This is a genomic window from Vibrio sp. 10N.247.310.23, from assembly GCF_041467155.1.
GTDB classification, from domain to species: Bacteria; Pseudomonadota; Gammaproteobacteria; order Enterobacterales; family Vibrionaceae; genus Vibrio; species Vibrio crassostreae_C.
The window spans coordinates 1-1,329 of the sequence record NZ_JBFSTZ010000097.1 but is presented as its reverse complement, the minus strand read 5'-3'; the positions used below and the strand labels follow the sequence as shown (position 1 = coordinate 1,329).

Here is a 1,329-nt window from a genome sequence, read left to right as displayed (position 1 = left end):
AGGAGAATGATATGCAAACGCGCTGGCTCATGTTGTCTTTTGCAGGCTTGTTGGCCGGGTGTCAAACCCCGCCCGAGCCTGTACAAGCGCCGCCACCCCCATTAAATATTCGCACCGCTCCCGAATTGTCGGGCAGCAGCGTGCAGACCTCACGTTATGTCATTGAGCGTTCGGCAGGCGAGCAAATGACCGACATCTTAGGCGTGCCGATTGAAGCTCGCTTGCCGGTGATGAGCAAGATGAGCATCAAAGACGGCGTCGAGTTTTTATTGTCAGGCAGTGGCGTATCGCTGCGCACCCCGACGTCTTACGCCGAAACGCAGCTCTATGCGCAGCCGTTGCCTTTGGGTCATACCGATATGGGGCACATGAGCCTTCGACAAGCCTTGCAAGTCATCGGTGGTCAAGCGTTCTCGCTTGAGGAAGATGTGGTTCGTCGCAATGTGGGCTTTCGACTTAAGTACGGGTACGAGTGGCAGGCGCTCAAGCCTGTGACTGGATTTTCAGAAGGTAAGTCTCTTCTGGCGGGGGCGGTGAAAGCGAACAAGGTGGCGTCGACATCGTCTATGTCCTCTTCCCCAAAAGACGCGCCGCCAAGTGTTGTCATGACCCCGCAACTGAAAAAGTCATTGGCGTCTAAAAGCGCTTCATCAGAGGTGTGGTCCAGCTTTGAGGACGACAATGATGCGTTTTTCGCCAGCGATATGCAGGTTAAAGCCTCGTCAACTTCAAAAGTAAAACCCACACCGTCTAAGTCGTCTGTGAAGAAAAAAGCGCTCACCACTTATCGCGTCCACGCGGGAGAAAGCTTTCGCAGCGCCTTAACCCGCTGGGCTTACAAACATGGCGACCAACCCTTAGCGTTTGCTCAAGATGAGGCATTTCTGACTGCTTTGGATGGAATGGCCACGCAAAATTTTGTTCGAACGGGCTCGTTGTCTGGCGCCGTGAAAGCGCTGGCGGCTTCTAATCAGCCTATCAATACGTTAACGCTGTACTCAAACACACCGTCGAAGCTGTTGGCTTTTCATCCGTGGAAAGGCGAGCGCGTGACGACCTTAATGGTCTCAGGTGACACATTGAAAGCGGCGACTAAGCAGGTCACCGGGCATTATGGCTGGCGCTGGGATGAAAAATCGTCTTGGCCTGTGGCTGACTTTACCTTCACGCCTTATCCATTGGTCACCAAAGAAGGTGACATCAGCATGGCCATGACCACGTTGCTTGGTCCCTATCCACTCAAAGCGCAGCGCCTAGATGCGACTAAAACTATTTACATCAAAGAGGTGACGCCATTATGAACCTATTTCGTCTCTCGGGTTTTCAATC

At 53.0% G+C, this 1,329-nt stretch carries 1 protein-coding gene; it reads left to right on the top strand.

Features of this window, described 5'->3' with window-relative positions; translation table 11 throughout:
- A partial coding sequence (locus AB6D93_RS24055; RefSeq protein WP_372159255.1) for a hypothetical protein occupies positions 1-1,301 on the top strand: 1,301 nt, incomplete at its 5' end.
- Between the last annotated feature and the right edge of the window lie 28 nt (positions 1,302-1,329).